The sequence below is a fragment of the Tabrizicola sp. genome, assembly GCF_041913445.1.
GTDB lineage: Bacteria > Pseudomonadota > Alphaproteobacteria > Rhodobacterales > Rhodobacteraceae > Tabrizicola.
Window position 1 is genome coordinate 11957 of the sequence record NZ_JAYSFG010000028.1, and the last position, 23554, is coordinate 35510.

Genomic DNA, 23554 nt, shown 5'->3' on the forward strand with positions numbered 1-23554 from the left:
AATGACCCGTTTCAACCAACCCCTCGGCGGCAACGAGATGCCGCGGTTCGGCGGACCCGCGACCATGATGCGCCTGCCTGCGGCGACCAGCGCGAAGGGGCTGGATGCGGCCTTCATCGGGATTCCGATGGATCACGGGACCTCCAATCGCCCCGGCACCCGGCTTGGGCCGCGCCAGATCCGGGACGAAAGCCGGATGATCCGGCCCTACAACATGGCCACGGGGGCCGCGCCCTTCGAGCATCTGCAGGTCGCGGACCTGGGCGATGTGGCGATCAACACCTTTGACCTGAAGAAGACCGTCGACATCATCACCGCGCATTACCGCGAGGTGCTGGCGGACGGCGTGATCCCCCTGACGCTAGGCGGGGACCATACGCTCACTTGGCCGATCCTGCGCGCGATCAAGGAAAAGCACGGGCCGGTGGCCTTGATCCATGTCGATGCCCATGCCGACATAAACGACACCATGTTCGGCGAGACGGTCGCCCATGGCTGCCCCTTCCGCCGGTCCTGGGAGGATGGCTGCCTGCAAAACGACAAGGTTTTCCAGATCGGGCTGCGGGCCACGGGCTATGCGGCGGATGATTTCAACTGGGGCCGCGACAAGGGCTGGACGGTGGTGCAGGCCGAGGAGTGCTGGCACAAGTCGCTGACGCCTCTGATGAAGATCATCCGCGACCGGATCGGCGACGCGCCCGTCTACCTGACCTATGACATCGACAGCCTGGATTCGGCCTTCGCGCCGGGGACTGGGACGGTAGAGCCCGGGGGGCTGTCGACCTGGCAGGGGCTGGAGATCATCCGGGGCTGCGCGGGGCTGAACCTTGTGGGCTGCGATCTGGTCGAGGTTTCGCCGCCCTACGACCCGTCGGGAAACACCGCGCTGATCGCGGCGAATTACCTCTACGAGATGCTCTGCGTCCTGCCGGGTGTGCCGCAGAACCCGTCGCGCTTTTCCGGGCTGACCTTCTAACCCCTGCGGTGGGTGGCCGCGACGCGGGAGATCTCTTCGTAGATGCCGGAGAGAAGGTTCAGCGTCCGCGTCGCCTCGGCCAGGCGGTCTGAAAAACCGGGGACGCCCGCGACCGCCTGGATCAGCAGCCGCCGCCGCACGGCGCCGTAGTCGTCGGTGACGCGGCGACCTTCGTCCGTCACCTCGTAGGTCACGCCGGACCGACCGGCCCCCTTGCGAAGGATCAGGCCCGCGCCGATCAGCTTGCGCAGGGAATACTGGATGTTCGGCACGTCGTCGCGGTTTGTCAGCCGGGCGAGGTCCTTGATCGTCTTGGGCCGGTCGTTCATCCGGATGATGTGCAGTAGCGCATTCTCCGGCCCCGTCGCGGCAAGGTCGCAGACCGAGGCGAGGCATTCCGACTGCCAGCGGCCGAATCCCTCGAAGGTGCGCATCAGCGCGAATTCCAGCTCGGTCGTGTCGACCTCGACCGGGCCTTCAGCCAGGTGCCAGTGCCAATCAAGGCCCCTTGGCGGAACATCCATCGGATTTTCCTTCGCTTTCCTGGACATGGCTGGCCCCCTTCCAAGGCCGAACATGGCCGCACGGAACCGTTGACGCAAATGGATTTTACGATAGAGTTTCAAACATAAAATATCACTAAAACTGCAACAGGGAAGACTGACATGCCGCAACACCCGATGCTCTCGGGCGATCGTTTTCGCTTGGGCACTTTCTCGACCAACTGTTCCTCGGGGATGACCCCGACGAAGGCGCCGGAGCGCTGGGTCAACAGCTGGGACAACAACCTGAAGCTCGCGCAGATGCTGGACGAGGCCGGGATCGACTTCATGCTGCCGATTGCGCGCTGGATCGGTTACGGCGGCGAGACGGATTTCCACGGTGGCGTGCTGGAGACGATGACCTGGGCCGCGGGGCTGCTGGCCGCGACGAAGAACATCGCGGTCTTCGCCACGATCCACACGGCAGCGAACCACCCCGTCGTGGTGGCCAAGCAGATGGCGACCATCGACCAGATCGGCCACGGTCGCGCCGGGCTGAACATCGTGGCGGGCTGGAACAAGCCGGAATACGAGGCGCTGGGGCTGACGCTGCCCGACGACCACGAGACCCGCTATGCCTATGCGCAGGAGTGGTTCGACCTGGTGCGGCGGCTCTGGACCTCGGACGAGCATTTTGACTGGGACGGGACCTACTTCAAGGCCAAGCGGGTGAAGGGTGACCCGAAGCCGGTCCGTGGCTCGGTCCCGATCATCAACGCGGCAGGCTCGCCCCAGGGGCGCGGTTTTGCCACGGACAACGCGAATTTCCTGTTCACCCCGGCCATCGACCTTGACCGTTCGAAGGCCGAGATTGCCGAGCTGAAGGCGCAGGCCAAGGCCAAGGGTCGGGAGGTCAACGTGCTGACCTTCAGCCACGTCATCTGCCGCCCGACCGAGGCCGAAGCCAAGGCCTATGCCGATTACACGGCGGTGCAGAATGCCGACACGGATGCGGTGGACAACCTTGTCCGGTTGCAGTTCGCCCATGCCCACAGCTTCCCGCATGACCTTCTGGCGCAGATCAAGCACCTCTTCGCGCTGGGCCACGGGGGCTTCCCCTTGATCGGCACGCCGGACCAGGTGGCCGAGGGTATCCTGAAGCTTCATGCCGCGGGCTTTGCGGGAACGACGCTGTCCTTCGTCGACTATGTCGAGGAGTTCCCCTATTTCCGCGACACGGTGCTGCCGAAGCTGGCGGCGGCCGGGATCAGGTAGGGAAAGCAGATGGCCGAAGAACCGACGGGCAAGGAATTCCGCGACGCGATGCGGGCCTTCGTGGGCAATTGCAGCGTGCTGACCGTGGGCGATGGCGAGGATGCCTCGGGCCTTGTCGTGACTTCGGCCATTTCGCTTTCGGCGGACCCGCCCTTGCTGCTCGCCTGCGTGAACCGGACCGCCTCGGCCCATCCGCTTCTGGTGAAGTATGGCCGGTTCGGCTGGTCCTCCTTGGGGGCGGCGCATCAGGCGGTGGCGGAACGCTTCTCGGGCTTCGGCGGCGTGAAGGGGGCGGCGCGGTATGAGGGGGCCGAGTGGGAAACCGCGGTCACCGGCGCGCGGCTTCTGAAGGGCGCGGCGGCGGCCTTCGACTGCACGGTCGAAGAGATGATCGACCGGGCGACGCATACGATCCTGATCGGGCGGGTGCGGGCGATCCGCACCAATCCCGGCGCCGGGGCGCTGGTCTACTGGAACGGCGGATACCGGGAGTTGGCAGAGTAGAGGTCAGAAGGGGGCGGCGACGCCCCCTTTGCCTTCAGGCGAAGCTGTCGATGGTGCGGATCGCGCCGTCCAGCGCCTTGCCTTCTTCGTCCTGCAGGGCGGCCTCACGCAAGCGGCGGCACCAGTCGGCGGCGTCGTCGCGGGTGGCGATACGGGCGGTGGCGGCGAGCACGCGGTCGAACTTCGCGTAGCCCCGGACGTGGGTGTCGGAGTAGCCCTTGATGAGGCGGCGGCAGCGGATCAGCTCGACGGCGAGGTCGTAGTTGCGGTTGGTTTCCGCCAGTGCCGTCTCCAGCCAATGGCTGAGATGCGCCTGCTCCTGAGCATGGCGCAGGGTGCGACGGCGCCAGCCTTTCAGGCCGCCCAGGATATGCAGCGTCAGGAAGGCGGGCAGGCTGTCGGTGCGGAGCCGTCGGCCCTTGTCGAACCAGCGGGTCAGGCGCGCCATCCATTTCGGGTCGGCTTCCAGCTTCGCACCAAGGCGGGCGGGGAACATGCCGACGATCTCTTGCGCGCGGGGGTGGAAGAACTCGGTCAGTTGCAGGACGTTGGCGTCCTTCACCCGCATTTCGCTGCGGATACGGTCGAAGCGGCGGGCGCGGGTCTTGAGGTCGGCGACGCGGATGATGTCGTCATAGGCCAGCGCGTTGGCGATGTATTTCGCGGCTTCCCGCGACAGCACCCAGCCGTGGGCGGCGTCGTCCCTGGCCAGCACTCCGGCCAGGCGGTCGAGGTATTCCTCGCCGTAGCGGAGATCCTGGAAGTCCACCACCTTGCGCAGGCCGGGGAGGGCGAGTTCCGCGACAGGGGCGGGCAGGGCGGCGGCGCGGGCGGCAAGGCGGTCCCATTCCGCGACAAGGCGGGCGGGACCCCGGACCTTGAGTTGGGGCGTCGCTTGCGGTTCGGGGGGGACGTCGGGCTTTGGGTTCGCCGCGATGTCGAAGGCCGCCGCGAAGGCCTTGAGCGAGGCTTCCGTGCCCTTGCCACCCGCCTTGATCGCGGCCTCGAAGGCCTCACGCGGGAAGGGGAGGATGGCGGCCCCGGCGAGGGCTCCGAAAAGCGAGGCCGAGATGACCGAGCCGTTCCGGATCGCCAGCGCGTCGAAGTCGGCGGCAATGACGCGGCGGGCGGCGATTTCGGCGGCGGCCATGACTTCGTCCGAGGAGGCGATGCCGTCGCCGGGGACCATCTTCTCCGACACGGCCAGCGCGCGGTGGGTGGAGGTGATCAGCGTGGTCCGGTCCGGCGTGACGAAGCCGCGGATGATGGCGCGACCGGCCTCCATCATCTCGGCGGTGATCATGATGTCGACGTCACCGGGGGCGGGCATGAGGGAGAAGACCGGGACGGGTTCGCCCGGTTTCTGCGGGGCCATTTCGACGTAGTAGACCGTGGCACCGGTCCGCTGCGAGACGCCCGCGACGGATGTGGCCTGCGCGGCGTATCCCTGCGACCGGGCCACATCCTCGATCCAGCCGGTCAGCACGCCGCCGCCCTGGCCGCCGACGGCGAGGATGGCGAGCTTGATGATGCCAGAGAGGCGCGGGTCGGCCTGGCGGGGGCTGAAGGTTTCCTGAAGGCTCATGTCCGGCCCTTGCTGCTTTGGCTGGCCGGGTGCCCCCCCTCCCCAGCCCTCCCCCACGCGGGGGGAGGGAGGAGCCCGGCTGTGCAGGTGGTGCGCGTGGCTGGACCGGGGCGGCGCCCCTCCCCCCTTGTGGGGAGGGGATGGGGGTGGGGGGCTGCGGGCGTCATGCCGTGCCCTCGAAGGCCAGGCGGCGCGCGGCACGGCGGGATTGGAGCCAACCGATGACCTTGGCCCGGAAAGCGGCCCTCTTCGCCTCCCATTTGGACGGGTTGTGGACCACATCGGCGCGGTAGAAGGAGGGGCAAAGGACGGCGGCGTCCGCCACCTCGCCGCAGTTGCCGCAGCCGACGCAGCTTTGGTCGATCGACGCCACCGGATCATCCCGTAGTGGATCGTCAAGCTTCTTCAGGGTCAGCGAAGGGCAGCCCGACAGGCGGATGCAGGCGTGGTCGCCGGTGCAAACGTCTTCGTCGACGCCGAAGCGCGGGGCCTCCACCCGGCGGCCTTCCTTGATGGCTTTTGCGGCCAAGGGCTTCTCGCGCCGCTGCTTGTTCAGCATGCATTCGGACGAGGCGACGATGACCTTGGGGCCGGTTGTGTCGGTCGTCAGCGCCTCGCGCAGCACGTCGCGCATGCGGCCCACGTCGTAGGTGCGGTCGACCTGCCGCACCCAGTCGATGCCGATGCCCTTCAGCGCCTTGGTGATCGGGTGCTTGGTGGCCTTCGTCGGGTTGTCCGCGCGGGAGGACATGATGTCCTGCCCCCCCGTCGCGGCGGAGTAGTAGTTGTCGACGATCACCGCCACGCCATCGGACTTGTTGAAGGCCATGTTGGTGAAGCTGGAGCTGAGGCCGTTGTGCCAGAACCCGCCGTCGCCGATGATCGACACCGGGCGGCGTTCCCCGCCCCCGTCGAAGGCAGCGTTGGCGGCGGGGCCGAGGCCGTAGCCCATCGTCGCCCCGCCGATCTCGAACGGCGGGAGCGAGCCGAAGAGGTGGCAGCCGATGTCTGCGCTGATCTGGAGCTTCCCGGTTTCCTTCTGCACCAGTTTCATCGCGGCGAAGATCGGGCGTTCGGGGCAGCCGGTGCAGAAACCGGGCGGCCGGATCGGGACGGTCTTGGTCAGGTCCGGGATCTTCGGCCTGTCCTCGTTGGGCGCGCGGACCAGCGCGGGTAGCATGTCGGGCGCAGCCTCTTTCAGGAAGGCCGCGATCCCGTCCAGCATCACCTGGCCGGTGTATTCGCCTGCCATCGGCAGGATGCCCTTGCCGCGCAGTTTGACCTGCGACCCGGCGCGGTAGAGGAAGGTCGACAGCTGCTGTTCGATGAACTCGGGCTGGCCTTCCTCGATCACCAGGACCTGGTCCTTGCCCTCGCAGAACTCCAGGAATTCCGATGACAGAAGGGGGTAGGTGACGTTCAGGACGTAGAGGGGCACCTCGGTGTTGCCCCAGATGTCCGCCAGACCAAGCCGTTGCAGCGCACGGATGACGCCGTTGTACATGCCGCCTTGCAGGACGATGCCGACGGGGGCGGTCGCAGGCCCGAAGACCTCGTTCAACTTGCGGTCGCGGATGAACTTCTCGGCGGCGGGCCAACGGTTTTTGATCTTGTCCTGCTCGTGCGCGAAGGACATCGGCGGCAGGACGACGCGGGCGAAGTCGGATTGCGGGTTCGACAGCGCGTCCTTGACGGAGAGTTTGGGGCGCTGGTTGTCGCGGGTCTGAAAGCTGCCAGTGACGTGGCAGGACCGGATGCGGACCATCAGCATGACGGGGGTGTTCGAAGCCTCGGACAGCTCGAATCCGTCCCGCACCGCCTGCACGATGGAGGGCAGGTTCGGGCGCGGGTCCAGAAGCCAGAACTGCGACTTCATCGCGAAGGCGTGCGACCTCTCCTGCATGATCGAGGAGCCTTCGCCGTAATCCTCGCCGACGATGATCAGCGCGCCGCCGTTGACGCCCGACGACGCCAGGTTCGCCAAGGCATCCGAGGCGACATTGACGCCCACGGACCCCTTGAACGTCACCGCGCCCCGGATCGGATAATGGACCGAGGCCGCCAGCATCGCCGCCGCCGCCGCCTCGTTGGCGTTGGCCTCGAACCGGATGCCGAGCTCGGACATCAGGTCCTCGGCATCGGCGAGGACGTCCATCAGATGGCTGATCGGCGCGCCCTGGTAGCCGCCGACATAGCCTACGCCGTTTTCCAGCAGCGCCTTGGTGATCGCCAGGATGCCCTCGCCGGTGAAGGTGTCGCCTTCCCCTTTGCGCAGGTGTTCGACTTCGGCCTTGAAGGAACGTTCGGCCATGTCTCAGATCTCGTGCTTGCGGATGTTGGTCAGCATCTTCTGCAGCGTGCCGACGAAGGCGCGCCGCTCGTCGGCGGGGATGCCGCGGAACATGCGGTCGTGCGCCTCGGCCATGCGGGGCCAGAGGGTCTGGAAGCGCGCGCGGCCGGTCTCGGTGATGAAGACGCGGGTGGCGCGGCTGTCGCTGGCGTCGGATTCGCGGCGGATCAGGCCCTCGGCGGCCAGCTGGTCCAAGGCGCGGGAGAGGGTAGACTGTTCGACGACGGAATAGACGGCCAGTTCGCGGATCAGCGGGCCCTCGATCACCGACAGGACCGCCAGCGCGCGCATCTTCGGCGTCGTCAGGCCAAGGTCGGCCATCTCGTCGCGGAGCGAGGCGTTGTAACGGCCCATGATGCGGTTCATCAGGTAGGGCGCGTAGTTCGTGAGGCCGATCTCGCCCAGCTGCGGCAGGGTTTCGGGCGGCTTTTCCGGGGGCGACTGGTCGGTCATGCGCCAAGCCTTTTCGCCGCAAGGAAGCCCGAGCCGCCGCCAAGGCCGGGGCCCGGGTGGGTCGAGGCGCCGATATGGGTGAAGCCGCGGACCAGGTTGGTGCCATTGGTCGAATGGGCGAAGGGGCGGAAGATGAAGAACTGGTCGATGGAGCAGAGCCCGCCATAGGGGTCGCCACCGACGAGGTTGATGTTCATCCGTTCCAGGTCGGCGGGCGAGTAGGCCCGGCGCGCGAGCTTGATCGCGTCGAAGTCCTTGATGTGGCGCTTCAGGATGCCCTCGATCCGGTCGGCGAAGGCTTCGCGGGTCGCTTCGTCCCATGTGCCGGTGGTGGCGATCTCGCCTGCAGCATCGCCCTTCACCACACGCGGCGCATCGGGGATCTGGAGCCAGAGGATCGCCTTGCCGTCGGGGCAGCGCGAGGGGTCGAGCCGGTGGGGTTGGCCGACGCAGATCGTGGGGGTGGCGGGCAGCATCCCGCGTTCGGCCTCGTTCGAGGCCTTGGAGACGCTGTCGATCCCGTCGGCAAGGTGGATCAGTGCCACCTGGTCGAGCCCGGGCGTCAGCCATTCCGGCGCGGCGTCCAGCGCATAGTGCAGCTGGAAGTTTCCGCGGCCGTGCCGGAAGGTGCGGGCGGCGGCCTTGTCCTCGGGTAGGTTCACGTCGCGCAGGAGGCGGTCCTGCAGCTGCCCCGGCGCGACCGAGGCGAGGACGGAGGGGCAGGCGATCTCTTCGCCCGAGGCCAGGGCCACGCCGCGCACCTTGCTGTCCCGGACAAGGATGCGGTCGACATCGGCGCTGTAGCGGATTTCCCCGCCCTTCTCCTCGATCAGCGCCTTGAAGGCGGCCACGCCGGCCCCCGACCCGCCTTTCAGGATCGGCGCGCCGGCTGCCTCGAGCGCGAAGGCGATGACCTTGCCCATCTGGCCGGAATAGGTGCTTTCCGGGGTCAGCCCGCAGTGCAGGACCCAAGGGGCATAAAGCGCCTGGACGGTGGGAGAGGTATAGGTCGTCTCGAGCCATCCCCGCGCCGGAACGAGGGCCTTGCCGAACCACGCGGCCAGCCCACGGAGGCCGCGTTTGCGGACCTGGCCCCAGAGGAGTTTCGCGGTGGGCCAGGACCAGAGCGATCCGCCGAGCAGGGCAAAGAGAAAGGGTGCATCGGCTTCGATCCCGCCCACGTCGCGGGCATGGGCGTCGCCGTCGCCGGGGACCAGCGCGTTGAAGGCGGCAATGTTCTTCGCCCGGTCCGTCGTCAGCACCAGTGCCTCGCCGTTCGGGCGCAGGACGGCGGTCGGGTGTGGCGTGTGGCAGTAGTCGAAGCCATGCCGGGCAAGGTGGGGGCCAAGCGCGGCCCCCGCCGGTGAGGTCATGAACAGGACCCAGGTTGCGGCCATCACGTCATGGTGGAAGCCCGGAAGCGTGATCTCCTCGGTCCGCAGGCAGCCGCCGGGGACTGCCTCGCGTTCCAGAAGCAGCACGCGGTCGCCCTTCAGGGCAAGCATCGCCCCGGCGACCAGCGCGTTGATCCCGCTGCCGATGATGACGTGATCGGGCCGCATCTTACCCGCGCGGAACCAAAGCCAGCGCCCGGATGGGAGAGCCGGTGCCCTGCTTGATCTTCAGGGGCGCGGCAATGAGGATCGCGCCCTTCGCCGGCAGCTTGTCGAGGTTCGCAAGGCTGGCCAGGCCGAAGCAGTTGTTCTTGTGCAGAAGGTTGTGCGCCGGGAAGGGCGGGGTCATGCCGCCGGCCTGGCCCGCGTCGGTACCGATGCACTGGCTACCCCAGCCGACGATGCCCTTCGACAGGAGATACTCGATCACCTCGGCAGTCGGTCCCGGGGTGTGCGGCCCGGTCTCATTGGCATTCAGAAAAAGGTTTTCATCATGCGCGCGCTTGTCCCAATCCGACCGCAGCACGACCCATTCGCCCTTGCCGATGGCCCCGTGCTTGGCCTCCCACGCCTTCACGTGGTCGATGGTCAGAAGGAAGTCCGGATCCGCCGCGCATTCCTTGGAGAAGTCCAGCACGTTGACCGGCGCCACCAGCCGCTGCACGTCCAGCGTGTCGGTGTAGCCGTCGGCATAGTCCTTGCCGGTGATCCAGTGGTGCGGTGCGTCGAAGTGGGTGCCGGAGTGTTCGCCAAGCTCCAGCCAGTTCCACGCCCAGAACGGGCCGTCCTTGTCGTATTCGCTGATCCGGTGGATCTTGATCGGCGGGGTGTCCTTGGCGAAATCCGGCGGCAGCTTCAGAAGCGGCGTTTCCGGGCCCAGCACGCCCGAGCAGTCCACCACCTCGATCCCGCCCGAGGCGAGCATCCCCGCCAAGGATTGCAGCACGTTCGCTGAAGTCATCACACTCTCCCTGTTGGCCGGACCCGTCCGGCTAGGCCCATGCCGGGTGTTGCCCCGGTCGTCTTGGAATCATGCTAGACAGATTTAAATGCATTTGCAAATATCCCTGCGTCAATCTGGCGGGGGAAGCATGGCCGGAACCTTCGATGCAGTCCTGATCGGGGCGGGCCACAACACGCTTGCCGCCGCGCTGCACCTTGCCGCGAAGGGCTGGAAGGTCGGCGTCTTCGAACAGGCCTCGGTCGCGGGTGGGGCGGTGAAGACCGGGGAATACACGCTGCCCGGCTTTCGCCACGACTGGGCGGCGATGAACCTGTCCCTTTTCGCTGGAAGCCCGTTTTTCAAGGCATATGGCGCCGAACTGGCGCGGCACGGCTGCGAATTCGTGCCGGTGGACCGGCCGTTTTCCTCGTCCTTCCCGGATGGAACCTGGGCCGGTGTGTCGACCGTGGGGGACGAGACGCTCGCGGCGTTCCGGGCCTTGTCTGCAGAGGATGCCGAGACGTGGGAGGGGCTGACCGGCCGATTCGGGGCGGAGGCCCCGCATCTCTTCGGCCTTCTGGGGTCAGAGATGAAACTCCGTGCGCTTGCATATTTCGTGTTCAAAACGTTGCGCGCCAAGGGGATGGCCGGCACGCTGGACATGGGCCGGTTCCTTCTGTCCTCACCCCGCGCCTGGCTGGAGGAGACGTTCCGGCATCCCCACATCCGGGCGCTTCTCGGGGCCTGGGGGATGCACCTCGACTTCGCGCCCGACGTCGCGGGGGGCGCGATGTTTCCGTATCTGGAGGGCATGGCGGGGCAAGCCTTCGGCATGGTCATCGGCAAGGGCGGCGCGGACACGATCGTCAAGGCGCTGGTCGCGGCGATCACCGCGCGGGGCGGCGTGGTCGAGACGGGGGCTCCGGTCGCCCGCGTCCTGCGTGAGGGGGGACGCGCCACCGGGATCGAGCTGGCCGACGGTCGGCGGATCATAGCGACGAAGGCGGTGATCGCGGGGACCTCGCCGAAGGGCCTGCGGAAGCTGACGGGCGGGACCACTCCGGCGTTTGACAAGGCCATGGACGGGTTCCGCCATGCGCCTGGCACCATGATGATCCATCTGGCGATGGACGCGCTTCCCGACTGGCGCGCGGGGGAGCAGCTGAAGCGCTTCGCCTATGTCCACCTGGCCCCCAGCCTGGACCAGATGGCACGGACCTATGCCCAGGCGCAGGCGGGCCTTCTTCCCGACGAGCCGATCCTCGTCGTCGGCCAGCCCACCGCCTTCGACCCCTCCCGCGCGCCCGAGGGGAAGCATGTCCTCTGGGTGCAGGTCCGCATGGCGCCGGGCACTATCCTGGGCGACGCGAAGGGAGAGTTCAGCGCGACCGACTGGGCCATCGCCGCCGAGCCTTTTGCCGACCGCGCGCTGGACATCCTGGAGGCCCACGCCCCGGGCACCCGGGCAAAGATCCTCGCCCGCCGCATCGTCACACCGCTGGAGCTGGAGGCCGAGAACCCCAATCTCGTCGGCGGCGACCAGGTTTGCGGCAGCCATCACCTGTCGCAGCATTTCCTTTTCCGTCCCGCGCGCGGCCATGCCGACGGCGCGACACCGATCGCCAACCTACACCTCACCGGCGCGGCCGTCTGGCCGGGCGCGGGGACGGGGGCGGGCCCCGGATACCTTCTGGCGCGGAAACTCGCCGGCAACTGACGACCAACGAACAAACCAACAGGGAAAACGACCATGAACCTTAACCGCCGGAGCCTTCTGAAGCTCTCAGCCGCCACGATGGCCGCAGGCAGCATCGGCCTGCCGTCCTTTGCGCAAGCCATCGACGAGCTGGTCATCGCCTACAACGTCAACCTGCCCTCTTGGGACCCGACCGTGGGCCCGAGCGCGGTGAACCCGACGATCCAAGGCCTCTACCAGTCGGTCTTCGATCAGTACATCCTGCAGCAGCCTGACCTGTCCCCTGCGCCGGGCCTTCTGACGGAATGGGGCTGGAGCGACGACAAGAAGCAGGTCTGGATGACCGTGCGCGAGGGCTTGACCTGGCATGACGGCTCGCCCTTCACCGCCGAGGACGTGGCCTGGAACCTGGCCCGTGTGGCCAAGCCCGAGACGGGGAGCCCGATCCAGTTCGTCTGGGGCACGCTGACCAACCACCGGGTCGAGGGCAACAAGGTCATCGCCGATGTGGCCCAGTTCGACCCGACGATCTTCAAATGGATGTACTTCCTGACCGGCTATGTCCTGCCCAAGGCCTATTACGAGAAGGTCGGGCCCGAGGGCTTCGAGGCCGCCCCCATCGGCACCGGCCCGTACATGGTCGAGAAGTTCGAGCGCAACGCCTTCGTCCGTCTGAAGGCCAACGCCAACTACTGGGGCGGCAAGCCCGACTTCGACACGGTGACGATCAAGTTCGTCCCCGACGCCGCCGCCCGGGTGGCCGAGGTGGAATCGGGCAACTCCCACGTCACGCTGGAGATGCCATACGAGGAATACGACCGTCTGAAGGGCGGGCCGCTGGCCGGGGTCGCCGCGCCGATCAGCGACATCGGGATGATCTTCCTGAACGACATCGAGGTGATGACCGACCCGAACGTCCGCAAGGCCGCGGCCCATGCCATCGACAAGCAGGCGATCATCGACCGGTTGCTGTCGGGCTACGGCGTGAAGATCGACACCCTGCAGACCCCCGAATACGACGCGTTCGACGCCTCGATTAGCGTGCCTTACGACGAGGCGAAGGCGATCGAGCTGCTCGCGGCCTCGGGCTACAGCCCCGAGAACCCGGTCAAGTTCAAGATCCAGACCACCAAGGGCTTCAAGCCCAAGGACTACGAGATGGTGCAGGCCATCGTGGGCCTGTGGCGCAAGGTCGGGATCGAGGCCGAGATCGAGGTCTACGAGATCGCCAAGCACTACGAGCTGCGCGCCGCGGACCAGCTGGCCCCGGCGGCCTTCTACAACTGGGGCAACTCGGTGGGCGATCCGACGACTTCGACGGGCTTTGCGATGTTCGGCCCCTCGCCGCACAGCGTCTGGGACGGCGAGGACCTGATCGGCATGATCGGGCCCTTGTGGGGCGAGGCGGATGAGGCGAAGCGGATTGAGGGCTGGAAGGCGGTGGACCGCTACATCGCCGAGAACGCGCTGGTGATTCCGCTTCTGCAGTACGTCCAGCCGATCCTGCATGCCCCGGGCGTGGTGGTGACGCCGCATGCGAGCGGGTCGCTTCTGCCGCACCTGATGAAGCGCGCGTAAGGCCCAACCCCCCGGGGGGCTTCGCGCCCCCCGGACCCCCGCGGGATATTTCCGCAAAGATGAAAGGGGGCCCGGACGGGGCCATTCATCGTGCAGGTACTGAGACTTCTTCTTGTGCGGCTTGCCACCACCGCCATCACCCTGGCCGGTGTCGCCGTGATCGTGTTCTTCGTGATCCGGGTCGTGCCCGGAAACCCCATCGCCATGATGCTGCCCCCCGGCGCGACGGAGGAGGACATCGCGCGCCTCTCGGCGCTTTACGGCCTGGACAAGCCGCTGATCACCCAGTTCGGCATCTGGGTGGCGGGAGTCCTGCAGGGCGATTTCGGCACCTCGATCACCACCCGCCAGCCGGTCCTGGACCTGGTGCTGGGCCGCCTGCCCGCGACGCTGGAGCTTTCGATCATGGCCCTGGTCATGGCGATGATCCTGGGCGGCGCGGCGGCGCTGACCGGGACGCGGTTCCGCGGCGGGCGGACGGAAGGGGCCATCGACGTGGCCAACGGCATGGCCCTTTCGGTGCCGGATTTCCTGTGGGGGCTGGTGCTGATCCTGCTCTTCGGCGTGCTGATGCCCGTCTTCCACATCTCGGGCCGGGTCACGCCCAGCCTGGAGCTGCCCTTCACCACCGAGTTCTACCTGTTCGAAAGCCTGATCCGATTGCGCTTCGACCTTTGGGCCGACATCGTCAGTCACATGTTCATGCCCGCGCTGGCGCTGGCGATCCCCTTGGCGGCGATCATCGGGCAGCTGCTGAAGCAATCGCTGAAAGAGACGATGAACCTCGACTACGTCACCCTTGCCCGCACCAAGGGCTATGGCGAGACCCGGGTCATCCTGCGCGAGGCGCTGCGGAACGCTGCCCTGCCGACGTTGACGCTGGTGGGGGTGCAGTTCACCTTCCTGATCGGTGGCACGGTGATCATCGAGCGGCTATTTTCCTACGAAGGTCTTGGCAACATGGCCATCGACGCTGTGATCAACCGCGACCTGCCGCTGATCCAGGGCATCGTGATCCTGTTCGCAGTGATCTTCACGGCGGTGAACCTGATCGTGGACCTTCTTTACACCGTGTTGAATCCGAGGCTGCGGCATGGCTGAGGCGAAATCCATCGACGGGCGGTCGCTGGTCCGCCGCCGGGCGGGGCTGCGGCTTTGGCTGTCGGCCGTGTGGCTGGGGCTGCTGTGCATCGTGGCGCTTCTGGCCCCCTGGATCGCGCCGAAGGACCCGCTGGCGCAGGACCTGTTCCTGGGCCGCCTGCCGCCCTTCTGGGTTCAGGGAGCGGAGCCCGGCTACTGGCTGGGAACGGACTCGCTGGGCCGCGATGTCCTGAGCCGGATCATCCACGGTGCGCGGCTTGCGCTGATGGTGGCGCTGGTGGCGGGGACGATCACTTGCCTGATCGGGGCCACGCTGGGCTTGCTTGCGGGCTTCCTGCGCGGCTGGGTCGACATGGTGATCTCGCGCCTGATCGACATCTGGATGGCGTTTCCGCCGGTCCTGTTCTCGATCCTGCTGATCGCGGTGCTTGGCCCCGGCCTGATCTCGATCATCATCGCCATTGTCGTCATCGACTGGACCCGCTTCGCCCGCGTCGTCCGGGCCGAGGCAATGGCGCAGGGCGCGATGGACTATGTCGCCTCGGCCCGGGTCGCGGGGCGGGGTCGGCTTGGGACGATGGTGCGGGAGATCCTGCCGAACGTCCTGCCGACCATCGTTGTCCTTCTGACCCTGGAGATGGGCATCGCCGTCATCGTCGAGGCGATCCTTTCCTTCGTGAACCTGTCGATTTCGACCGACGACCCCACCTGGGGCGGGATGATCGCCGAGGGGCGCACCTCGGTGCACCAGGCCTGGTGGGTGCTGGTCTTCCCGCTGGTCACGCTGTTCCTGACCGTCCTTGCCTTCAGCCAGCTGGGCGAGGGGCTGAAGGACCGCTTCGATCCGGTGCTGCGATGAGCTTCCTTTCCATCCGCAATCTGTCGGTCCGGCTGAAGAAGGGTCCGCCTCTGCTGCGCCGCGTGTCGCTGGACGTGGCGGCGGGCGAGGTGCGGGGACTGGTGGGCGAATCCGGGGCGGGCAAGTCGATGATCGGCAAAGCCGTGCTGGGGATCCTGCCGCCGTCCATCGAGGTGACCGGGGGTGAGATCCTTCTGGACGGGGTGGACCTGCTGCGCCTGAAGCCCGCGGAACGACGGCGCCGGATCGGCGCGCAGGCGGCGCTGATCCCGCAGGACCCGCTGACAGCGCTGAACCCCAGTCACCGGATTGGCCCCCAGATCACCGACCGGCTGGTAGACATCCTGGGCTGGACCCGCGCCAAGGCCGACGCCCGCGCGCGGGAGCTTCTGGCCGAGGTGCAGATCCCGGACCCTGACCGGGTGCTGCGGTCCTACCCGCATGAACTGTCCGGGGGGATGCGCCAGCGGATCCTGATCGCCAGCGCCTTCGCGGCCGAGCCGAAGCTGATCGTCGCGGACGAGCCGACCACGGCGCTGGACGTCACTGTCCAGAAGCAGATCCTGAAGCTCATCGCGGGGATGCAGGCGCTTCATGGCACTGCGCTGCTGTTCGTGACTCACGACCTGGGGGTGGTCTCGAAGGTCTGCCAGAAACTTTCGGTGCTGTACGCGGGGATGGTGGTCGAAGATACCTCGGTGGCGGAGTTCTTCGCCGCCCCGCGCCATGCCTATTCGGCCGCGCTTCTGGCGGCGACGCCCAGATACACCGATCCCTCGGCGGGCCTGCAGCCGGTGCCGGATGTGGTGATCGCTGCGGTCCAGGCCGAGGTGGCCGCTTTCGACCGGGGGGGCGCGCATGGCTGATCTTTACAGCGTCGAGAACTTGCGCCTTTCGTTGGCGGACATGACGGCGAAGCGCCTGTTCGGAGCGGCCCCGCATATCGAGATCCTGCACGGGTTGAACTTCACCATTCCCAGGGGGGCCGTCGTGGGGATCGTCGGCGGGTCGGGGTCGGGCAAGTCGACGCTGGGGCGCGTGCTGGTGCGGCTCTTGCGACCCTCGGGCGGGAGGGTCCGCTTCGACGGGACCGACATCACCGATCTGGAGGAAGCCGCGCTGCGGCCGCTGCGGCGGCGGTTCCAGATGATCTTCCAGGACCCGATGTCCTCGCTGAACCCGCGCCACCGGGTTGGCACGATCATCGCCGAGCCGCTGCGCCTGCACGGCTTCGACAGGGTGCCGGACCGGGTAGCGACGGCGCTGGACCAGGTGGGCCTGCCGCAAGGCTTTGCCGCCCGTTACCCGCACGAGCTGTCCGGTGGTCAGCGCCAGAGGGTCGGCATCGCGCGGGCCATCGCGCTGGAACCCGACTTCATCCTGGCCGACGAAATCGTCTCGGGCCTTGACGTGTCATCCCAGGCACAGGTCCTGAACCTGCTGGAGCGCCTGGTGAAGGACCTGGGCCTGACGCTGGCCTTTATCAGCCACGACCTGTCGGTGATCCGCCGGCTGTGCCAGCGGACCATCGTCCTGCACCGTGGCACGATCGTCGAGGACAGGCCGACGGCCGAGCTCTTCGCCGATCCCAGCGCGGCCTATACGCGGGAATTGCTGGAAGCGATTCCGCTGCCGGACCCGGGACAGGTCTGGTCCTGACCCGTCAGCCGCCGCCGACGCTGCAGCGTTTCACCCCGTCCTTGCCCGTGCTGCACTTGGCCTCGGCCGGTGGAGGCTCTTCCGGCGCAGCCTCGGCATCTTCGCTGCCACCGAAGAGGCCGCCCAGGAAACCGCCGCTGTCCTGCGTGGCCTCGGCTTCGCCCGCGGCCGCGGCATCGGCCTGGCTTTGGGCCTCGCGGGCGGCCTCTTCGGCCTCACGCGCTGCGACATCAGCGAGATAGGCTTCGCGTTCCGCGTCCGCCAAGGCCGAGGCCAGCACGATCACCGGCACGTCGCCCAGCCCTTCGACCTTGTCGATGACCCCGGCATTCAGCGCCTTGACGTGCAGCGTCTGGAAGAAGGGGACCAGGTCCTCATCGGTCATCCGCTTCGGGGCAAGCACCCGCAGATGGATCTGCGCGCCGAAATCGGCGATGAAGTAGCGGCCGCGGAAGCCTTCGGGCAGAAGGTCCTCGGTCACGTCGAGGCCGCGGACCGTCATGAACTCCGTCCCCCGGAACTCGGCCGTCATCATCTGCAGTTCCATCCGCTGCTGCATGGCGGCAAAGCTGGTGAAGATGATGTTGGGATAGCGGACCGCCTTGATGACGACCTTGCGGTCGCCCTTTTCATAGGTCAGCGCCGCGACCTCGGTCCCCGAACCGGCGGTCGTCTCGCCCATCTTCGTCACGGCGGCGACGGCCTTCTTGTCTGCCTTCTTGGTCGACTTGGGCAGGAACCCCTCGACATCCGCCGCCTCGGTCGGGCGCACGGTCCAGCCTTCGGGCGGCTTCGGCAGCATGTCGACCAGCTGCGTCGGCAGACCTGCCGCGGCGGCCGATCCGCCAAGACCTGCGAACCGCGCAGAGAAGCCGGACAGGTATTCGGTGAAGGTCAGGCCTTCGGCATCCTCGCGCCCGGACCAGCGGGCGGACATCTTGTAGTCGAAGAACAGGTAGCCACCAGCCGTGGCAGTGAACATCACGATAAAACCGATCAGGCGAAACACGGTGCGTCAGTCCTTGTCCTTTTGTAGGACGGATAGCCATCAATTTTGGCAAGGTTCGGGCAAAGCCGAAGGTTTTTTCGTCAGACCCGCCGGATCGCCGTGCTGAGAGCGAAAAGCGCCGCCGCCACCACGATGATCGAGGGACCGGTCGGCGTGTCCTGCCAAAGCGAGAGCCCAAGGCCGCCAAGGCCCGAGACCGCCCCCAGAAGGATGGCCGCCCCCGCCATCGCCTCGGGCGTGCGGGCAAAGCTGCGCGCCGCGGCGGCCGGGATGATCAGCATCGCCGCGATCAAAAGCGCGCCCACGATCTTCAGCGCGACGGCAACGACAAGGGCGAGCGCCAGGACCAGCACCAGCCGCTCCCTATCCGGGTTGATCCCTGCGGCATGGGCAAGGTCCTCGGAGAGCGTGGCGGTCAAAAGCCGCTGCCAGCGCCAGGCAAGAAGGGACAGGACGACCAGCGATCCCAGCCAAACGAGGCCCAACTCGGGGCGCGAGACGGCAAGGATGTCGCCGAAAAGGTAGCTCGACAGGTCGGTGCGCACGGTGGGGAAGAAGCTGACGGCGACCAGGCCGAAGGCCAGCGCGGAATGGGCAAGGACGCCCAGCGTGGTGTCCATCGCCCAGCCCCGGGCGGAGAGCCCCGCAACAGTGACCGCCATCGCCAGCGCGACGGTCAGGGTGCCGATGCCGATGGGCAGGTCGGTTGCCAGCGCCAAGGCCACGCCAAGCACGGCGGCATGGGCGGTGGCATCGCCGAAATAGGCCATCCGACGCCAGACGACGAAGGACCCGAGCGGCCCCGTGGCCAGCGACAACCCGACAGCCGCAAGACCCGCGCGCACAAGGAAATCGTCAAGCATGGTCGTGTTCGTGGTCGTGGTGATGGTGGTGATGCGGATGGCCGTCCCCGTGGGCATGGTCGTGGTCGTGCTCGTGACGGTAAAGCGCCAGCGCGCCCTGCGTGCCCAGACCGAAGAGCGCCCGATACTCCGGCGCGGTCGAGACGACGCGGGGCGTGCCCTCGCAGCAGATATGGCCGTTGAGGCAGATCACCCGGTCGCTTGCCGCCATCACCACATGCAGGTCATGGCTGATCATCAGGACGGCCGCGCCGGTTTCCGCCCGGACCTCCTCGATCAGGCGGTAGAAGGCGGCCTCGCCGGGCTGGTCCAGGCCCGAGGTCGGTTCATCCAGCATCAGAAGCTGCGGCTTGCCGAGAAGCGCACGGGCCAGAAGGACGCGCTGCAGCTGCCCGCCGGACAGGGTCGTCATCTGCTCGGCTTCCTGGCCTGCCATGCCGACCCGCGACAGCGCCTCGGCCGCCGCGGCGTCTGAGACGCGGGTCGGCAGCGACAGGAAGCGGCGCACGGTGATCGGCATCGTCCGGTCGACGGTCAGCTTCTGCGGCACGTAGCCCACCCGCAGCCCCGCCTCGCGCAGGATGCGGCCCTGAGCGACCGGGACGATCCCCAGCAGCGCGCGCAGAAGCGTCGACTTTCCCGATCCGTTGGGGCCGAGAATCGTGACGATCTCGCCCGGATCGACCTTCAGGCTGATGTCGTGCAGCACCTCGTCCGCGCCGAAGCGGACGCAGACATGGTCGGCGGCGATCAGGCTCATGCCTGCCCCCGGCAGTTCGGGCAAAGACCAAGCGCCTCGATGGTCGAGCGTTCGACCTGGAAGCCCGCCTTCGCCGCTTCGGCGTCCAGCGAGGCGCGGGCGGCGGTGGCCTCGGCCTCGGCGACCATGTGGCAGGTGCGGCAGATCAGGAAGGCGGGGGCGTGGTCCTCGCCAGGATGGACGCAAGCGGTAAAGGCGTTCAGGCGCTGGATCCGGTGCGCAAGCCCCTGTTCCACGAGGAATTCCAGCGCGCGGTAGGCGACGGGGGGCTGGTTGCCGAAGCCCTCCTGCGCCAGCCGCGCCAGAACGTCGTAGGCCCCAAGCGCCTTGTGTTCCTCCAGCAGGATCTCCAGCACCCGGCGACGGACCGGGGTCATCCGTGCCCCCGTCGCGGCGGTCAGCGCCTCGGCCCGCTCTAGCGCGTCATGGGCGCAATGGGCGTGGTCGTGCGCAGCGAACGCCAGATCAGGCGCCGCGCAGCCGGGGCAGTCGTGGGGGTCGGGCATCTGGGGCTCTTGACGTGTTATGATATTACATACATAGAGCGGGGCCATGCGAGAAGGAAGCCGCCCGATGCGTTATATCATTACTCTCCTTGCGACCGCCACCCCTGCCCTGGCCGAGGTGCCGAAGGTGGTGACCGATATTCCGCCGGTCCATGCGCTGGTCGCGCAGGTGATGGGCGATCTGGGCGCGCCGGAGCTTTTGCTGGCCAAGGGTGCGGACGAGCATGACTTCCAGCTGAAGCCCAGCCAGGCGGGGGCGGTGGCCGACGCGGACCTTGTGGTCTGGATCGGGCCGGAGCTGACGCCCTGGCTGGACGGCGCGATGGACAGCCGGCCCGAGGGCGCGGCCTCGCTGGCGCTGCTGGACGCCGAGGGGACCGTGCGGCGGGCCTACGGTGAGGCAAAGGCGGACGCCCATGCCCATGAGGATGAGCACGCGCAGGAGGATGAGCACGCCCACGAGGATGAGCACGCGCATGAGGAAAAGGCCGCCGAGGACGGACATGATCACGCCCACGACCACGGATCCGAGGACCCGCATGCCTGGCTTGATCCCGGCAACGCGCAGGTCTGGCTGGGTCTGATTGCCGCCGAACTGGGTCGGATCGATGCGGCCAATGCGGCCACCTACGAGGCAAATGCCAAGGCGGCGGCCGAACAGATCGCGGCGCTGGATGCCGAGATTGCGGTCCTGCTCGCCCCAGCCAAGGACAAGCCCATCGTCACCTTCCACGATGCCTATGGCTATTTCGTAGACCACTACGGGCTTACCTACGCGGGCAGCATTGCGCTGGGGGATGCGTCCTCGCCCGGTGCGGCGCGGCTGTCGGAGCTGCGGGATCAACTGGAGGCGGGGGGCGCGGTCTGCATGTTCCCCGAGGTCCAGCACGACCCGGCGCTGGTGGAGCAGCTGGCCGAGGGGACCTCGGTCCGGATCGGCGGCGAGCTGGACCCGGTGGGGTCGTCGCTGGACGCGGGGCCGGGTGCCTATGCTGCGCTTCTGAAAGCCATGGCGACGACGGTTGCGGGCTGCGCCGGCAAGTGACGCGGTGGGGTAGGGTGGGAATGTCGCCCGTCCTACGCTTGCGCCAGATCCAGAAGCCGGGAGCAATCGACATGGGCCGCGAGATGGTCGGCCAGGGCGTCGAGCGTTTCCTCGACCGACCGGTCGTAGCTGACAGTGCCAGGGGTCGCGCCCAGGCTGGCAAGGAAAGCGCGGCGGAAGGCGTCTTCGGTGAACATGCCGTGGAGATAGCTGCCCATCACCCGCCCGTCCTCGCGGATGGCGCCTTCGGGCTGGCCGTTCACGGTGAAGAGGGGTCGGGCGCGGTCGCGGCCGTCGGTGCGGCCGAGGTGGATTTCGTAGCCTCTGACTTTTGTGCCTGAAGCAGGGTGGACGGCCTCGGTCTCGGTGACGCGCTTGTCTGGGGTCATCACGGTTGTGAGGTCGAGGAGGCCGAGGCCGGGGACTGAGCCCGGTTTGCCCTCGATGCCGTCGGGGTCGGCGATCTCCGTTCCCAGCATCTGGTAGCCGCCGCAGAGGCCAAGGACCTTGGCGCCCCTCCGCAGGGCGGCGGCAAGGTCGATGTCCCAGCCTTGCGCGCGGAAGTGGGTCAGGTCGGCGATGGTGGCCTTGGAGCCGGGAAGGATGATGAGGTCGGCCTCCACCGGCAGGGGATGGCCGGGTTTGATGATGCGAAGCGTGACGCCGGGTTCCTGGGCGAGCGGGTCGAGGTCGTCGAAATTGGCGATGCGGTTCAGGTGGGGGACGGCGATGAGGAAACCGCCGGTCCCGCGGGTGCCGCCGAGGTCGGCTGCGTCCTCGGCGGGGAGTTTGTGGGCATCGGCGAACCAGGGGATGACGCCGAGGCCGTGCCAGCCGGTGCGCGCCTCGATCAGGCGGTAGCCGTCGTCGAAGAGGCGGGGGTCACCGCGGAACTTGTTGATGAGGAACCCGCGGATCATGGCGGCGTCTTGCGGGTCGAGGACCGCTTGAGTGCCGACAAGTTGCGCGATGACGCCGCCGCGGTCGATGTCTCCAGTCAGGATCACGGGGGTGTTCGAGGCGACGGCGAAGCCCATGTTGGCGATGTCGTTCGCCCGCAGGTTTACCTCGGCCGGGCTGCCTGCGCCTTCGACGATCACCAGATCGGCTTGCGCTTGCAGGCGGTGGAAGCTGTCCAGTACCGGAGCCATCAGCTGCGGCTTGAGGGAGGCATAGTCCTTCGCGCGGACGGTGGTCAGGCGCTTGCCCTGGACGATGACCTGCGCTCCCGTCTCCGACTCGGGCTTCAGGAGGACGGGGTTCATGTCGACGTGGGGGGCGACGCCGCAGGCGCGGGCCTGCAAGGCCTGGGCGCGGCCGATTTCTCCGCCCTCCGCCACGGCGGCGTTGTTCGACATGTTCTGCGGCTTGAAGGGACGCACGGTCAGGCCCTGGCGGGCGAAGAGGCGGCAGAGGCCCGCGACCAGCATCGACTTGCCGACGTTCGAGCCGGCGCCCTGGATCATGATGCGGCGGGTCATGCCTTGCGGGCCATGAGCCAGAGGAAGAAGACCCCGCCGACGAGGCCGGTGACGACACCGATGGGCATGTCCTCGGGTGCCATGACGACGCGGGCGACGGTGTCGGCGGCGACGAGGAAGATGGCTCCGAGCAGGGCCGAGAGGGGCAGCACGCGCGCATTGTCGCCGCCCACGGCGAAGCGGACGAGGTGGGGCATCATCAACCCGACAAAGCCGATGAGGCCGGAGAAGGCGACCATCACGCCGGTGATGAGGGCGCCTGCCACGAAGACGGTCAGGCGGAAACGGGCGACGGGGATGCCCAGCGAGGCGGCGGTTTCGTCGCCAAGCGACATGGCGTTCAGTGCCGGGGCCTGGGTCCAGAGCCAAAGCCCGGCGGGGACCAGGACGACGAGCGGGTAGAGCAGGTGGCTCCACTGCGCGAGGCCGAGGCCGCCGAGCATCCAGAAGACGACGGTGTGCGTGGCCTTGGGATCGCCCAGGAAGATCAGGATGTTGGCCCCGGCCATGATGATGAAGCTGACAGCGACCCCGGCAAGGACAAGGCGGTCGGCGCTGGTCGCTTGCGTGACGCGGGCGATCATCAGGACCAGAAGCGTCGCGGCCAGCGCCCCGCCGAAGGCCATGAGCGGCACGGTGAGGAGGCCGAGGAAGAGGCCCGTATGCAGCAGCGCCGCGATGGCCCCGAAGGCCCCGCCCGACGAAATGCCAAGAAGGTGGGGGTCGGCGAGGGGGTTCCGTGTCACGGACTGGAGGGCGGCTCCGGTGATCCCGAGGCCCGCGCCGACCAGGGCCGCAAGAAGCGCACGGGGGAAGCGGATGTCCCAGACGATTGCCTCACGCCCCGGGGACCAGTCGGGCGTGACAAGGCCGGGGATGAGGTGGTTGGCCAGGACGCCCCAGACTGTGGAGAGGGGCACCGAGACCGCGCCGACCGAGACGGCCAGGAGGATGGCAAGGAACAGGACCCCGCCGCCACCCAGCGCAAAGCCCGCCCGGCGCGTGAGGCGCAGGCTGGGCGAGGCGGGGGTGGCG

22 protein-coding genes are annotated in these 23554 nt (G+C 67.7%); 10 read left to right on the plus strand and 12 right to left on the minus strand.

The genetic code is table 11. The features are described from left to right. The first annotated feature begins 1 nt into the window (after position 1). Entirely contained in the window at positions 2–976 is a 975-nt protein-coding gene (gene speB / locus ACE3Q6_RS20225) for an agmatinase (RefSeq protein ID WP_374436466.1), read from the plus strand. On the opposite strand, the gene ACE3Q6_RS20230 is transcribed toward speB, so the two are convergent. Beyond that, on the minus strand, positions 973–1527 hold the full coding sequence (locus ACE3Q6_RS20230; RefSeq protein ID WP_374436467.1) for a winged helix DNA-binding protein: 555 nt from the start codon (positions 1525–1527) through the stop codon (positions 973–975). The genes speB and ACE3Q6_RS20230 overlap by 4 nt on opposite strands. A 129-nt stretch (positions 1528–1656) precedes the next feature. Between ACE3Q6_RS20230 and ACE3Q6_RS20235 the strand changes: the two genes are divergently transcribed. Further along, on the plus strand, positions 1657–2733 hold the full coding sequence (locus ACE3Q6_RS20235; protein ID WP_374436501.1) for an LLM class flavin-dependent oxidoreductase: 1077 nt from the start codon (positions 1657–1659) through the stop codon (positions 2731–2733). Between the two features lie 9 nt (positions 2734–2742). Further along, positions 2743–3237: a flavin reductase family protein gene (locus ACE3Q6_RS20240; protein ID WP_374436468.1), complete on the plus strand. Its 495-nt coding sequence runs from the start codon at positions 2743–2745 to the stop codon at positions 3235–3237. Between the two features lie 34 nt (positions 3238–3271). Here the strand turns inward: ACE3Q6_RS20240 and ACE3Q6_RS20245 are convergent, their stop codons facing one another. The 5 genes from ACE3Q6_RS20245 to ACE3Q6_RS20265 all read right to left on the minus strand — a co-directional run bounded on the left by ACE3Q6_RS20245 (position 3272) and on the right by ACE3Q6_RS20265 (position 9980). Then, positions 3272–4822, minus strand: a complete 1551-nt coding sequence (locus ACE3Q6_RS20245; protein WP_374436470.1) for an indolepyruvate oxidoreductase subunit beta family protein — start codon at positions 4820–4822, stop codon at positions 3272–3274. Between the two features lie 163 nt (positions 4823–4985). Continuing rightward, positions 4986–7133, minus strand: a complete 2148-nt coding sequence (locus tag ACE3Q6_RS20250) for a thiamine pyrophosphate-dependent enzyme (protein ID WP_374436472.1) — start codon at positions 7131–7133, stop codon at positions 4986–4988. 3 nt (positions 7134–7136) lie between these two features. Beyond that, on the minus strand, positions 7137–7625 hold the full coding sequence (locus ACE3Q6_RS20255; protein WP_374436474.1) for a MarR family winged helix-turn-helix transcriptional regulator: 489 nt from the start codon (positions 7623–7625) through the stop codon (positions 7137–7139). After that, positions 7622–9187 carry a phytoene desaturase family protein gene (locus ACE3Q6_RS20260; RefSeq protein WP_374436476.1) on the minus strand — a complete coding sequence of 522 codons (1566 nt, stop codon included), beginning with the start codon at positions 9185–9187 and terminating at the stop codon, positions 7622–7624. Before ACE3Q6_RS20260 ends, ACE3Q6_RS20255 begins: the two co-directional genes overlap by 4 nt. Position 9188: 1 nt before the next feature. Further along, the gene (locus ACE3Q6_RS20265; RefSeq protein WP_374436478.1) at positions 9189–9980 is read right to left on the minus strand and encodes a cyclase family protein; all 792 of its coding nucleotides are present in this window, start codon (positions 9978–9980) and stop codon (positions 9189–9191) included. A 130-nt stretch (positions 9981–10110) separates the two neighbouring features. Between ACE3Q6_RS20265 and ACE3Q6_RS20270 the strand changes: the two genes are divergently transcribed. The 6 genes from ACE3Q6_RS20270 to ACE3Q6_RS20295 all read left to right on the plus strand — a co-directional run bounded on the left by ACE3Q6_RS20270 (position 10111) and on the right by ACE3Q6_RS20295 (position 16855). Further along, on the plus strand, positions 10111–11679 hold the full coding sequence (locus tag ACE3Q6_RS20270; RefSeq protein WP_374436481.1) for a phytoene desaturase family protein: 1569 nt from the start codon (positions 10111–10113) through the stop codon (positions 11677–11679). 33 nt (positions 11680–11712) lie between these two features. Then, positions 11713–13236 (plus strand): ABC transporter substrate-binding protein, encoded by a 1524-nt coding sequence (locus ACE3Q6_RS20275; RefSeq protein WP_374436483.1) that lies wholly within the window; start codon positions 11713–11715, stop codon positions 13234–13236. Positions 13237–13326: 90 nt separating this feature from the next. Beyond that, positions 13327–14337 carry an ABC transporter permease gene (locus ACE3Q6_RS20280; protein ID WP_374436485.1) on the plus strand — a complete coding sequence of 337 codons (1011 nt, stop codon included), beginning with the start codon at positions 13327–13329 and terminating at the stop codon, positions 14335–14337. Then, complete coding sequence (locus ACE3Q6_RS20285) at positions 14330–15196, plus strand: ABC transporter permease (protein ID WP_374436487.1); 867 nt, start codon at positions 14330–14332, stop codon at positions 15194–15196. The genes ACE3Q6_RS20280 and ACE3Q6_RS20285 overlap by 8 nt, the downstream gene beginning before the upstream one ends. Continuing rightward, on the plus strand, positions 15193–16062 hold the full coding sequence (locus ACE3Q6_RS20290; RefSeq protein ID WP_374436489.1) for an ABC transporter ATP-binding protein: 870 nt from the start codon (positions 15193–15195) through the stop codon (positions 16060–16062). Before ACE3Q6_RS20285 ends, ACE3Q6_RS20290 begins: the two co-directional genes overlap by 4 nt. Further along, the gene (locus ACE3Q6_RS20295; protein ID WP_374436490.1) at positions 16055–16855 is read left to right on the plus strand and encodes an ATP-binding cassette domain-containing protein; all 801 of its coding nucleotides are present in this window, start codon (positions 16055–16057) and stop codon (positions 16853–16855) included. Before ACE3Q6_RS20290 ends, ACE3Q6_RS20295 begins: the two co-directional genes overlap by 8 nt. Before the next feature lie 4 nt (positions 16856–16859). Here ACE3Q6_RS20295 and ACE3Q6_RS20300 read toward each other — a convergent pair whose 3' ends face one another. The 4 genes from ACE3Q6_RS20300 to ACE3Q6_RS20315 all read right to left on the minus strand — a co-directional run bounded on the left by ACE3Q6_RS20300 (position 16860) and on the right by ACE3Q6_RS20315 (position 19993). Continuing rightward, entirely contained in the window at positions 16860–17864 is a 1005-nt protein-coding gene (locus tag ACE3Q6_RS20300; RefSeq protein WP_374436492.1) for a hypothetical protein, read from the minus strand. An 80-nt stretch (positions 17865–17944) separates the two neighbouring features. After that, positions 17945–18727, minus strand: a complete 783-nt coding sequence (locus ACE3Q6_RS20305; protein WP_374436503.1) for a metal ABC transporter permease — start codon at positions 18725–18727, stop codon at positions 17945–17947. Then, positions 18720–19487, minus strand: coding sequence for a metal ABC transporter ATP-binding protein (locus ACE3Q6_RS20310; RefSeq protein WP_374436494.1), 768 nt, complete (start codon positions 19485–19487; stop codon positions 18720–18722). The genes ACE3Q6_RS20305 and ACE3Q6_RS20310 overlap by 8 nt, the downstream gene beginning before the upstream one ends. Next, positions 19484–19993, minus strand: coding sequence for a Fur family transcriptional regulator (locus ACE3Q6_RS20315; RefSeq protein WP_374436495.1), 510 nt, complete (start codon positions 19991–19993; stop codon positions 19484–19486). The genes ACE3Q6_RS20310 and ACE3Q6_RS20315 overlap by 4 nt, the downstream gene beginning before the upstream one ends. 67 nt (positions 19994–20060) lie before the next feature. Here ACE3Q6_RS20315 and ACE3Q6_RS20320 point away from each other — a divergent pair, with 67 nt between their 5' ends. Further along, complete coding sequence (locus ACE3Q6_RS20320) at positions 20061–21038, plus strand: zinc ABC transporter substrate-binding protein (RefSeq protein WP_374436497.1); 978 nt, start codon at positions 20061–20063, stop codon at positions 21036–21038. Positions 21039–21070: 32 nt separating this feature from the next. On the opposite strand, the gene ACE3Q6_RS20325 is transcribed toward ACE3Q6_RS20320, so the two are convergent. After that, on the minus strand, positions 21071–22519 hold the full coding sequence (locus tag ACE3Q6_RS20325; protein ID WP_374436499.1) for a cobyric acid synthase: 1449 nt from the start codon (positions 22517–22519) through the stop codon (positions 21071–21073). Next, positions 22516–23502: a FecCD family ABC transporter permease gene (locus tag ACE3Q6_RS20330; protein WP_374436505.1), complete on the minus strand. Its 987-nt coding sequence runs from the start codon at positions 23500–23502 to the stop codon at positions 22516–22518. The genes ACE3Q6_RS20325 and ACE3Q6_RS20330 overlap by 4 nt, the downstream gene beginning before the upstream one ends. Between the last annotated feature and the right edge of the window lie 52 nt (positions 23503–23554).

What these genes read in the sequence shown, in the direction of transcription:
- speB (WP_374436466.1), top strand. Translation starts at nt 2, where the DNA reads ATGACCCGTTTCAACCAACCCCTCGGCGGCAACGAGATGCCGCGGTTC.
- ACE3Q6_RS20230 (WP_374436467.1), bottom strand. Translation starts at nt 1,527, where the DNA reads ATGTCCAGGAAAGCGAAGGAAAATCCGATGGATGTTCCGCCAAGGGGC.
- ACE3Q6_RS20235 (WP_374436501.1), top strand. Translation starts at nt 1,657, where the DNA reads ATGCTCTCGGGCGATCGTTTTCGCTTGGGCACTTTCTCGACCAACTGT.
- ACE3Q6_RS20240 (WP_374436468.1), top strand. Translation starts at nt 2,743, where the DNA reads ATGGCCGAAGAACCGACGGGCAAGGAATTCCGCGACGCGATGCGGGCC.
- ACE3Q6_RS20245 (WP_374436470.1), bottom strand. Translation starts at nt 4,822, where the DNA reads ATGAGCCTTCAGGAAACCTTCAGCCCCCGCCAGGCCGACCCGCGCCTC.
- ACE3Q6_RS20250 (WP_374436472.1), bottom strand. Translation starts at nt 7,133, where the DNA reads ATGGCCGAACGTTCCTTCAAGGCCGAAGTCGAACACCTGCGCAAAGGG.
- ACE3Q6_RS20255 (WP_374436474.1), bottom strand. Translation starts at nt 7,625, where the DNA reads ATGACCGACCAGTCGCCCCCGGAAAAGCCGCCCGAAACCCTGCCGCAG.
- ACE3Q6_RS20260 (WP_374436476.1), bottom strand. Translation starts at nt 9,187, where the DNA reads ATGCGGCCCGATCACGTCATCATCGGCAGCGGGATCAACGCGCTGGTC.
- ACE3Q6_RS20265 (WP_374436478.1), bottom strand. Translation starts at nt 9,980, where the DNA reads ATGACTTCAGCGAACGTGCTGCAATCCTTGGCGGGGATGCTCGCCTCG.
- ACE3Q6_RS20270 (WP_374436481.1), top strand. Translation starts at nt 10,111, where the DNA reads ATGGCCGGAACCTTCGATGCAGTCCTGATCGGGGCGGGCCACAACACG.
- ACE3Q6_RS20275 (WP_374436483.1), top strand. Translation starts at nt 11,713, where the DNA reads ATGAACCTTAACCGCCGGAGCCTTCTGAAGCTCTCAGCCGCCACGATG.
- ACE3Q6_RS20285 (WP_374436487.1), top strand. Translation starts at nt 14,330, where the DNA reads ATGGCTGAGGCGAAATCCATCGACGGGCGGTCGCTGGTCCGCCGCCGG.
- ACE3Q6_RS20290 (WP_374436489.1), top strand. Translation starts at nt 15,193, where the DNA reads ATGAGCTTCCTTTCCATCCGCAATCTGTCGGTCCGGCTGAAGAAGGGT.
- ACE3Q6_RS20295 (WP_374436490.1), top strand. Translation starts at nt 16,055, where the DNA reads ATGGCTGATCTTTACAGCGTCGAGAACTTGCGCCTTTCGTTGGCGGAC.
- ACE3Q6_RS20305 (WP_374436503.1), bottom strand. Translation starts at nt 18,727, where the DNA reads ATGCTTGACGATTTCCTTGTGCGCGCGGGTCTTGCGGCTGTCGGGTTG.
- ACE3Q6_RS20310 (WP_374436494.1), bottom strand. Translation starts at nt 19,487, where the DNA reads ATGAGCCTGATCGCCGCCGACCATGTCTGCGTCCGCTTCGGCGCGGAC.
- ACE3Q6_RS20315 (WP_374436495.1), bottom strand. Translation starts at nt 19,993, where the DNA reads ATGCCCGACCCCCACGACTGCCCCGGCTGCGCGGCGCCTGATCTGGCG.
- ACE3Q6_RS20320 (WP_374436497.1), top strand. Translation starts at nt 20,061, where the DNA reads ATGCGTTATATCATTACTCTCCTTGCGACCGCCACCCCTGCCCTGGCC.
- ACE3Q6_RS20325 (WP_374436499.1), bottom strand. Translation starts at nt 22,519, where the DNA reads ATGACCCGCCGCATCATGATCCAGGGCGCCGGCTCGAACGTCGGCAAG.